Annotated in this window: 10 protein-coding genes; 8 read left to right on the forward strand and 2 right to left on the reverse strand. The window is 54.4% G+C overall.

Annotated elements, in window-relative coordinates; translation table 11 throughout:
* The first annotated feature begins 88 nt into the window (after positions 1-88).
* From rluE to LK04_RS11175, 8 genes are all read left to right on the forward strand, one after another.
* Positions 89-727: a 23S rRNA pseudouridine(2457) synthase RluE gene (gene rluE, locus LK04_RS11140; protein WP_039330639.1), complete on the forward strand. Its 639-nt coding sequence runs from the start codon at positions 89-91 to the stop codon at positions 725-727.
* 44 nt (positions 728-771) lie between these two features.
* Positions 772-1,245, forward strand: a complete 474-nt coding sequence (locus LK04_RS11145) for an NUDIX domain-containing protein (RefSeq protein ID WP_039330642.1) — start codon at positions 772-774, stop codon at positions 1,243-1,245.
* 42 nt (positions 1,246-1,287) lie between these two features.
* Positions 1,288-2,400 (forward strand): tRNA 2-thiouridine(34) synthase MnmA, encoded by a 1,113-nt coding sequence (gene mnmA / locus LK04_RS11150; protein WP_039330644.1) that lies wholly within the window; start codon positions 1,288-1,290, stop codon positions 2,398-2,400.
* A gap of 35 nt (positions 2,401-2,435) precedes the next feature.
* On the forward strand, positions 2,436-3,077 hold the full coding sequence (gene hflD / locus LK04_RS11155) for a high frequency lysogenization protein HflD (RefSeq protein WP_039330646.1): 642 nt from the start codon (positions 2,436-2,438) through the stop codon (positions 3,075-3,077).
* A 44-nt stretch (positions 3,078-3,121) separates the two neighbouring features.
* A complete protein-coding gene (gene purB / locus LK04_RS11160; protein WP_039330648.1) occupies positions 3,122-4,492 on the forward strand; it encodes an adenylosuccinate lyase in 1,371 nt (456 codons plus the stop codon).
* Positions 4,493-4,637: 145 nt separating this feature from the next.
* On the forward strand, positions 4,638-5,306 hold the full coding sequence (phoP, locus tag LK04_RS11165) for a two-component system response regulator PhoP (RefSeq protein WP_039330649.1): 669 nt from the start codon (positions 4,638-4,640) through the stop codon (positions 5,304-5,306).
* 3 nt (positions 5,307-5,309) lie between these two features.
* Positions 5,310-6,770, forward strand: coding sequence for a two-component system sensor histidine kinase PhoQ (gene phoQ / locus LK04_RS11170; protein ID WP_039330651.1), 1,461 nt, complete (start codon positions 5,310-5,312; stop codon positions 6,768-6,770).
* Positions 6,771-6,827: 57 nt separating this feature from the next.
* Entirely contained in the window at positions 6,828-7,949 is a 1,122-nt protein-coding gene (locus LK04_RS11175; RefSeq protein WP_039330653.1) for a cupin domain-containing protein, read from the forward strand.
* A 275-nt stretch (positions 7,950-8,224) separates the two neighbouring features.
* Here the strand turns inward: LK04_RS11175 and pepT are convergent, their stop codons facing one another.
* Complete coding sequence (gene pepT, locus LK04_RS11180) at positions 8,225-9,454, reverse strand: peptidase T (RefSeq protein ID WP_039330654.1); 1,230 nt, start codon at positions 9,452-9,454, stop codon at positions 8,225-8,227.
* A gap of 118 nt (positions 9,455-9,572) precedes the next feature.
* A complete protein-coding gene (gene cobB / locus LK04_RS11185; RefSeq protein WP_039330656.1) occupies positions 9,573-10,406 on the reverse strand; it encodes a Sir2 family NAD+-dependent deacetylase in 834 nt (277 codons plus the stop codon).
* Between the last annotated feature and the right edge of the window lie 142 nt (positions 10,407-10,548).

Here is a 10,548-nt window from a genome sequence, read left to right on the forward strand (position 1 = left end):
GCGGGTCAATACTACTTGAATATTTACGCTACGCCAATCACCGTCGTTTCGCGCTATAATGCGCCGATTGTTTCCGACTGCAAAGATCATGCGAAAAACTTCTCAACAAATTCACCAGGATAAACGTCCAAACACCGCCGCACGCAAGCCCGTGCGCCGAGACACGCGCCCAAAAGGGCCGCGCCGCGTCATACTCTTTAACAAACCTTTCGATGTCTTACCGCAGTTCAGCGATGAGGCGGGCCGCCGCACGCTGAAGGATTTCATTCCCGTTAGTGACGTCTATGCCGCAGGCCGACTCGATCGTGACAGCGAAGGGTTGCTGGTCCTGACCAACGACGGCGCGCTGCAGGCGCAGTTGACACAACCGGGCAAACGCACCGGGAAAATCTATTACGTGCAGGTGGAAGGCGCACCGCAGGAATCAGATTTATCCCCATTACGCAGCGGCGTGACCTTGAACGATGGCCCCACGCTGCCCGCTGGCGTGGAGTTGGTGGATGAGCCAGCGTGGTTATGGCCGCGCCAACCGCCGATCCGCGAGCGCAAAGCGATTCCAACCTGTTGGTTAAAAATCACTTTATATGAGGGCCGGAACCGCCAGGTGCGTCGGATGACCGCACATATTGGCTTTCCGACCCTGCGCCTGATTCGTTATGCGATGGGTGGATACAGTTTGGGCGACTTAGCCTGCGGCGCGTGGCTCGAAGTCGAGGCGTCAGTCTAAACTGGGTTTTTTAATAACTTTTAGTTAACAAATTCGGAGGAAGGATGTTTAAACCTCATGTAACCGTGGCCTGTATTGTGCAGGCACAAGGTGAGTTACTGGTGGTTGAAGAGCGTGTCCACGGCCGCATCACCTGGAACCAGCCCGCTGGACACCTGGAAGCAGACGAAACCATTATCGAAGCCGCCCAGCGCGAGCTGTTTGAAGAAACCGGCATAGACGCGAAACCGGAATATTTCCTCGGCGTCCAACAGTGGATCGCCCCGGACGATACACCTTTTGTGCGTTTCCTGTTTGGCCTTGATTTGCCCGAAAAATGCGAGACCTCCCCACACGATCGTGACATCGATTGCTGCTGGTGGCTGCCGCCAGAGCAGATTCTCACGGCTAATCGCCTGCGTTCACCGCTGGTCGCCGAGAGCGTCAGATTGTGGCAACAAGGTGAGCGTTATCCGCTGCAACTGGTCGCGCCGTTCCAGTGGCCTTTTCACGAGGGTGCGCGCCCGGCTTCTGCATGATAGAATGCGCCGCCTGTTTTTATCGTAATCATAGAGTGCGTCATGTCTGACAACAGCCAGAAAAAAGTGATCGTCGGGATGTCCGGCGGCGTCGATTCTTCCGTATCCGCCTGGTTACTGCAACAGCAGGGCTATCAGGTTGAGGGCCTGTTCATGAAGAACTGGGAGGAAGACGACGGTGAGGAGTATTGCACCGCCGCAGATGATCTGGCTGACGCACAAGCCGTGTGTGACAAACTCGGCATCAAACTGCACAAAATTAACTTCGCGGCTGAGTACTGGGATAACGTCTTCGAGCACTTCCTTGAAGAGTACAAAGCGGGCCGTACACCGAACCCTGATATTCTGTGCAACAAAGAGATCAAATTTAAAGCCTTCCTGGAATTTGCCGCAGACGATCTCGGTGCCGACTTCATCGCCACCGGGCACTACGTGCGCCGCGCCGATGTCGACGGCACCAGCCAGTTACTGCGAGGCCTCGACGGCAATAAAGATCAGAGCTACTTCCTTTACACCCTGAGCCACCAGCAGATCGCGCAAAGCCTGTTCCCGGTTGGCGAGCTGGAGAAGCCAGAAGTTCGCCGTATCGCTGAAGAACTGGATTTAATCACCGCGAAGAAAAAAGACTCCACCGGTATCTGTTTCATTGGTGAGCGCAAATTCCGCGACTTCCTTGGTCGTTATTTGCCTGCACAACCGGGTGAAATCGAAACCGTTGACGGTGAGATTGTCGGTGAGCATCAGGGTCTGATGTATCACACCTTGGGTCAGCGCAAAGGTTTGGGCATCGGTGGCCGTAAAGAGAGCAATGATGACCCTTGGTATGTCGTGGATAAAGACGTGGCGCGCAATCGACTGGTGGTCGCCCAAGGCGGCGATCATCCACGTCTGATGTCTGTTGGCTTGATTGCGCAGCAACTGCACTGGGTTGATCGCCAGCCCATCACTGCACCGCTGCATTGCACGGTGAAAACCCGCTATCGCCAGACCGATATTCCTTGCCAGATTATTCCGCTGGCAGAAGACCGTATCGAAGTGCGTTTTGACGAGCCGGTTGCGGCCGTCACGCCAGGCCAATCGGCCGTATTTTATCTGGGTGATGTTTGCCTCGGCGGCGGCATCATTGAACAGCGCCTGCCACTGGCAGAAGCCTAAGGTCGGCGCTGCCGACGCGATGACAGGAGTTAAGCGTGGCTAAGAACTATTATGAGATTACGCTCGCGTTAGCGGGTGTTTGCCAGGCCGCCCATTTGGTGCAGCAGTTAGCGCATCAAGGAAACTGCAACACTGCCGCGCTGAATGTGTCACTGCGCAGTGTGTTGGATCTTAATCCCGGTTCGACGCTTGCCGTCTTCGGTAACGATGAAGCCAATCTGCATTTGGGATTAGAAACGCTGATGGCGGTGCTGAATAGCGGCAGTCGTCAGGGTGCGGGCGCTGAACTGACGCGTTACACCCTGAGCATGATGGTGCTGGAGCGCAAGCTGGAGAGTAACAAGTCGGCGCTGAACACGCTGGCACAGCGCATCAGTCAACTCGATCGCCAGTTGGCGCATTATGAACTGGAGTCAGACACCATCACCAGCGCGATGGCAGGCATTTATGTCGATGTGATCAGTCCATTAGGCCCGCGTATCCAGGTGACAGGTTCGCCACAGGTTTTACAGAATTCGCAAGTGCAGAGCAAAGTCCGCGCCACGCTGCTGGCCGGTATTCGCGCTGCCGTGTTGTGGCAGCAGGTTGGCGGTGGCCGCCTGCAGCTGATGTTCTCACGTCAGCGCTTGCTGCGTGAAGCCAAAACCGTTTTATCCCGGCTGGGCCCGGCGTATTAAGCGCCGCCCTGCCCTTAATTGTTAACGATTCAGGAGTTGCACTGATGGAATTATCCTCTCTGACCGCCGTCTCACCTGTCGATGGTCGTTACGGCGATAAAGTCAGCCCACTGCGCGCCATTTTCAGCGAATACGGTTTGCTGAAATTCCGCGTTGAGGTTGAAGTTCGCTGGTTACAGAAACTGGCCGCGACCGCAGAGATCAAGGAAGTTCCTGCATTTGATGCTGACGCAAACGCTTTCCTTGATGCGATTGTCGCTAATTTCAGCGAAGAAGATGCTGCGCGCATTAAAACCATTGAACGTACCACCAACCACGACGTGAAAGCGGTTGAGTATTTCCTGAAAGAGAAAGTGGCCGATGTTGCTGCGCTGCACGCGGTTTCCGAGTTCATCCACTTCGCTTGTACTTCCGAAGACATCAATAACCTGTCACATGCGCTGATGCTGGAAACGGCACGCCGCGATGTTATCGTGCCGTTCTGGAACAAAATCATCGATGCGGTGAAAGGTCTGGCGCACGAGTACCGTGATATTCCGCTGCTGTCTCGCACGCACGGTCAGCCAGCCACCCCGTCAACCATGGGTAAAGAGATGGCTAACGTCGCTTACCGCATGGAGCGCCAGCTGCGCCAGTTAGGTAAGATCGAAGTGCTGGGTAAAATCAACGGCGCGGTCGGTAACTATAACGCCCACATCGCCGCTTATCCGGAAGTGGACTGGCACCAGCTGAGCGAGCAGTTCGTGACCTCTCTGGGTATCACCTGGAACCCGTACACCACGCAGATCGAGCCACACGATTACATCGCTGAATTGTTCGATTGCATCGCACGTTTCAACACCATTTTGATCGACTTCGACCGTGATATCTGGGGTTACGTTGCGCTGAACCACTTCAAGCAAAAAACCATTGCCGGTGAAATCGGTTCTTCTACCATGCCACACAAAGTGAACCCGATTGACTTCGAGAACTCTGAAGGCAACCTCGGTCTGGCCAACGCGATGATGCAACACTTGGCCAGCAAACTGCCTGTTTCCCGCTGGCAGCGTGACCTCACCGACTCCACCGTGCTGCGCAACCTCGGTGTCGGCGTGGGCTATTCACTGATCGCCTATCAGGCAACCCTGAAAGGTATCTCTAAGCTGGAAGTGAACCGCGATCGTCTGTTAGATGAACTGGATCATAACTGGGAAGTACTGGCAGAGCCGATTCAGACCGTGATGCGTCGTTACGGTATTGAGAAGCCTTACGAGAAACTGAAAGAGCTGACGCGTGGCAAGCGCGTGGATGCCGCCGGTATGCAGGCGTTTATCGACAGTCTCGAGATGCCGGAAGAGGAAAAAGCGCGTCTGAAGCAGATGACACCAGCCAATTACCTCGGCCGTGCTATCCAGATGGTTGATGATCTGAAGTAATCCTCTGCGGGCGGTCATCTGGCCGCCCCTGCTGTGACAATCTTGCCCTACTGCAGACGCATGACGGGCAAGCGTTGTTATGCTGTTTAATTCGCTTCGCATATACTCTTGCCATCATCACTGAGTTTGAAGGTAAGGAAATACTATGCGTGTTCTGGTTGTGGAAGATAATGCACTGCTGCGCCATCACCTCGCTGTGCAGTTACGTGAGATGGGCCATCAGGTGGATGCCGCCGAAGATGCGAAAGAAGCCGACTATTTCCTTCAGGAACACATTCCCGACATTGCGCTGGTCGATTTAGGTCTGCCCGATGAAGATGGCATGTCATTAATTCGCCGCTGGCGCGGTGATGCCATCCGTCAGCCGATTCTGGTATTAACCGCGCGTGAAGGCTGGCAGGCTAAAGTCGAAGCGCTGGAAGCCGGTGCCGATGACTATGTCACCAAGCCTTTCCATATTGAAGAAGTCGCGGCTCGCCTGCAGGCATTGATGCGTCGTAACAGCGGGCACGCCTCGCAGATCATCTCCATGCCGCCGTTCCAGGTTGACCTGTCTCGCCGTGAAGTCACAGTAAATGATGAGCCGGTCAAACTGACCGCTTTTGAATACACCATCGTGGAAACGCTGATCCGCAATGCCGGAAAAGTGGTCAGCAAAGACTCGCTGATGCTGCAACTCTATCCCGATGCCGAACTGCGTGAAAGTCACACCATTGATGTCTTGATGGGACGTCTACGCAAAAAAATTCTCGCGCTCCACCCGACCGAAGTGATTAACACCGTGCGCGGCCAGGGCTATCGATTTGATCTCTGATTTATGAATTGGTTACGCCGTCAACGCCCCTTCTCTTTACGTGCTCGCTTTTTGCTGGCAACAGCCGCCATCGTCCTGTTTCTGTCGCTTTCCTACGGCATGGTGGCGGTGGTCGGTTATGTGGTGAGCTTTGATAAAAACACTTATCGCGTGATGCGTGGTGAGAGCAACCTGTTCTTTACCCTCGCACAATGGCAGAACAATAAGCTCACCATTGCGCAACCCGAGCGCATGACGCTGAACTTCCCGACGCTGGTGTTTATCTATGATGAGCACGGTAAATTGCTGTGGCAACAGCGCGACGTGCCCGACATCCGCAACAATATCCGTCGTGAATGGCTGCTGAAGCCCGATTTCTATGAAATCGACACCACCAATCGCACCAGTCTGGCGGCCATCGGTAACAACTCCGAGGTGAAAGAGCGGCTTCAGCAGTTGGATAGTGATAACAACGACACCTTCACCCACTCTGTTGCGGTGAACCGTTACGATGCCACCACCAATCTGCCAGCTTTGACCATTGTGGTGGTGGATTCGATCCCGCAAGAACTCCAGCACTCTGATGTGGTGTGGTCATGGTTTAGCTATGTGCTGGCGGCCAACCTGCTGTTGGTCATTCCACTGTTGTGGTTGGCTGCGCACTGGAGTTTGCGTCCTATCGGCCATCTGACGACGCAAGTCCGTGAACTCGAAACCGGGCATCGTGAAAACCTTGATGATAATCCACCGCAGGAGTTACGCAGTCTGGTGCGTAACCTCAACCTGCTACTGACCAATGAGCGTCAGCGTTACACGCGCTATCGCACCACGCTGTCGGATTTAACCCACAGTCTGAAAACACCACTGGCGGTGTTGCAAAGTACGTTACGCTCACTGCGCAGCGGTAAAGAGCTGACCGTAGAGCAGGCAGAACCGGTGATGCTGGAGCAAATCAGCCGTATTTCTCAGCAAATCGGTTATTACCTGCATCGCGCCAGCATGCAGGCTGACCACAACCCACTGCAACGCGATCTGCACTCAGTTTCGGCCTTGCTCGATAGCCTGTGCTCTGCCTTGAACAAGGTTTATCAGCGCAAAGGGGTCGACATCACGCTGGATATCTCGCCAGAGCTGACCTTTATCGGCGACCAAAATGATTTTATGGAAGTGCTCGGCAACGTATTGGATAACGCCTGCAAATACTGCCTCGAATTTATTGAGGTTAGCGCACGGCAAACAGATAAAGCCCTGCATCTGTTTATCGATGATGATGGTCCCGGCATTCCTGAGAGCAAACGCGACCTAATCTTTTTACGTGGTCAGCGCGCTGATACCTTACGCCCCGGACAGGGCTTGGGCCTGGCAGTGGTGCGTGACATCCTCGAACAGTACGCTGGCCAGGTAATCGCCACCACCAGCCCACTGGGCGGTGCGCGCATGGAAGTGATTTTCCAGCGTCAGGAAGTTGAACATCACCGCGAGTAGAAAGGCCTGTGGGCTGTTATACTTGCCTGCATTCATGGCCCCAACCGGAACACTCGTATGGACTATCAGCTCGACATCAACTGGCCCGACTTTATTCAGCGCTACTGGCAAAAACGCCCAGTGGTGCTCAAACGTGGTTTTAAAAACTTTATTGATCCTATTTCTCCTGATGAGCTTGCTGGTCTGGCAATGGAAAACGAGGTGGATAGCCGCCTTGTCAGCCATCACAACGGCAAATGGCAGGTCAGCCACGGTCCGTTCGAAAGCTATGATCATTTAGGCGAAAGTAACTGGTCTCTGCTGGTTCAGGCCGTCAACCACTGGCATGAACCCTCTGCTGCGCTGATGCGCCCGTTCCGTTTTCTGCCTGACTGGCGCATCGACGATCTGATGATCTCCTTCGCCGTACCTGGCGGTGGCGTGGGTCCCCACTTCGATCAGTATGATGTGTTTATCATTCAGGGCACCGGTCGTCGTCGCTGGCGTGTGGGCGAGAAAGTGCCGATGAAACAGCACTGTCCGCATCCCGATTTGCTGCAGGTTGAGCCTTTCGACGCCATCATCGACGAAGAGATGGAACCCGGCGATATTCTTTATATTCCGCCAGGATTCCCGCATGAAGGGTATTCGCTGGAAAATGCCATCAACTACTCGGTTGGCTTCCGCGCGCCCAACGGCCGTGAATTGATCAGTGGTTTTGCCGACTTTATGTTGGCGCATGAGTTAGGCAGCTATCGCTTCAGCGATCCGGATGTGCCCTCACGTGATTGCCCGTCGCAGATCCTGCCTTCCGAAGTAGAGGGCATTCGCCAGGTGATGCTGGATGTGATCAATCAGCCGGAACAGTTTGAACAGTGGTTTGGTGAGTTCATTTCCCAGTCACGCCACGAGCTGGATATCGCGCCACCTGAACCGCCGTACCAACCTGACGAGATTTATGATGCGTTGCAGCAAGGCGATGCGCTGACGCGTCTCGGTGGGCTGCGCGTGCTGACCCTCGGCGATGGCGTGTTTGTGAATGGCGAACGCGTGGCATGCAGCCATCCTGAAGTGCTGGCTGCACTGGCGCATAATCAGGTGCTGACGCTGGAAGATTTTGGCGATGCGCTGGATGATCCTTCTCTGCTGGCGCAGCTTGCCGCGCTGGTGAATAGCGGGTATTGGTTTTTTGGTGAGTAATAGATAGCTTGCCATGGCACTGATTGTAGCGGCGCGATTCATCGTGCATTTTGGCAACGGCACTGCTGTTGAATGCGCAATAAATTGCGCCGCTACAGAACGTGCTGAGGAAAGACCAAGTGCGCACAAATGCGCACACTACGTAAACCCCGCACGTTCGTCGTAGGGTTGCCATTTATGGCGACCACAAAGCGTTTAAGTGACCCGTGTTGCGCCATCCATGGCGTCCGCCAAGGGCTTAAAGGACAAGCGTTACTGCGGTGCAGGCCTATTTACTACTCTTTCTTTTCTGCTGCCAGCGCCGACAAGCGCACAATCACGTCTACTGCTTGCGACATCACATTCAATGATGCGAACTCGTGTTTACCGTGATAGTTATATCCGCCAGTGAACAGATTCGGGCACGGCAGTCCTTTCCATGACAGTGCTGAACCATCGGTTCCTCCGCGAATCGGCTTCACCACTGGTTCGATGCCGCAATCACGAATCGCCTGCAGTGCCAGCTCAATAATTTGCGGATGCGGTTCCACCTTCTCGCGCATGTTGCGATAGCTGTCGCTGATTTCCACTTTCACGCCGCACTCATTCGGCAAACCTTTGCTGATACGTTGCCCGATCTCTTCCATCATTTTTTTGCGCTGCTCATAGCTGTCGGCGTCAAAATCACGGATCAGATACATCAACTCAGCGTGTTCCACCGTTCCCTTAATGGTGTGCAGGTGGAAGAAGCCTTCGTAGCCATCGGTGAACTGCGGTTTTTCTTTGGCAGGCAATTCCGCATGGAAACGCATCGCCAGGTCCAGAGAGTTGACCATCACGTTTTTCGCGCTGCCGGGATGCACATTGTTGCCGGTGATTTTCACCATCACGGTGGCGGCATTGAAGTTTTCAAACTCAAATTCACCGAGGTCACTGCCATCCACGGTGTAGGCCCAATCGGCGGCAAAACCTTCCACATCAAAATGCGAGGTTCCGCGTCCAATTTCTTCATCGGGGGTGAACGCCACGCGGATCGCGCCGTGGGGAATATCCCCTTTCGCCAGACGCGCCATGGCCGTCATGATTTCAGCGATGCCGGCTTTGTCATCCGCCCCAAGCAATGTCTTGCCATCGGTGGTAATCAGCGTATGACCAATCAGCTTATGCAGGATGGGGAACATCACCGGTGATAAAATCTCATCGCCATTGCCCAGCGCAATGTCACCACCACGGTAATTTTCGATAATCTGCGGATTGACGTTTTTAGCGGTAAAGTCCGGTGAGGTATCCATATGCGAGATAAAACCAATCACCGGGGTCGGCCAGTCAACATTGGCGGGCAACGTACCCATCACGCAACAATGATCGCTCAGGGAGACATCGACGAATCCCAGTGCAATCAGCTCTTCTTGTAACTGGCGCGCCAGCGTCCACTGCCCTTCACTGCTGGGTACCTGTCGCGCCTGCGGTTTTGACTGAGTTTCTACTGCCACATAACTGAGAAAACGCTCAAGTAATTGATCCATTTGTCATCCCTCTAAAGAACCTGCGTTATTATCATGGCGCTTGAAGCCCGCCATGTTGCGTCAAATCATTATCCCTTAGGTTAGCGTTCTCAGCGCGAATTGCTTAACCGGATACAGCCTACTTATAAAGTCCGCGTAAAAAGGTATGCACAAACTCCGGCACCACTTCGCTGGCCAAGCCGTAGTGGCTTTCCGCGAACTCATTGCCGACCTGGCTCGGTTCCAGATTGAGTTCAACGGTGTGAGCACCTTGCAGTTTTGCTTCATGCACAAAACCGGCCGCCGGATAGACATGGCCAGAGGTGCCAATTGCGATAAACAGATTCGCTTTCTCTATTGCCTGATAAATCTCTTCCATGCCCAATGGCATTTCACCAAACCACACCACATGTGGGCGCAGCCTCGCCGGAAACTGGCAACAGGTGCAGCGATCGTCTGGCGTGACATCTTCAGTCCAGTCCAACACCTGACCGCTGCTCTCACAGCGCACTTTTAGTAGCTCGCCATGCATATGCAGCACGCGTTGGCTGCCCGCACGCTCGTGCAGGTTATCGATGTTTTGCGTCACCAGCAGGAAGTTATCACCTAGCACCTGCTCCATCTCTGCCAGCGCTTTGTGAGCGGCATTCGGCTGGATCTCTGGCAGCTGCAATTGACGGCGGCGCGAATTGTAAAACCCTTGCACCAAGGCCGGATCGCGATGAAACCCTTCGGGTGTTGCCACATCTTCCACCCGATGCTCTTCCCAGAGTCCGTCAGCGGCACGGAATGTGCGAATCCCGGATTCGGCGGAGATGCCCGCTCCCGTCAGCACCACCACGCGCGGTTGCGGATGCGCAGCCAGTTCAGCTTTGCGATCGCGTTCAAAGATGCGCTGGCGAAAGCGCTGATGCACTTTGCGGCGGTTTTTCTTGTCGCGGGCGAGTCGTAGGCGTCGGCGCGGTATGCGCATAAAGGCTCCTTAATCTGCGGCGGTTAACGCTGCACGTCGGGTGTTTTGTTCGGGTTAATGGTTCCCGATAATAGCGGCTACGCATGACGGCTGCATGCCACTGATGCTGAAAATGTGCGCAGCCGCGAGGGCGGCTGCGTTT

The organism is Pantoea vagans (assembly GCF_001506165.1).
GTDB classification, from domain to species: Bacteria; Pseudomonadota; Gammaproteobacteria; order Enterobacterales; family Enterobacteriaceae; genus Pantoea; species Pantoea vagans_C.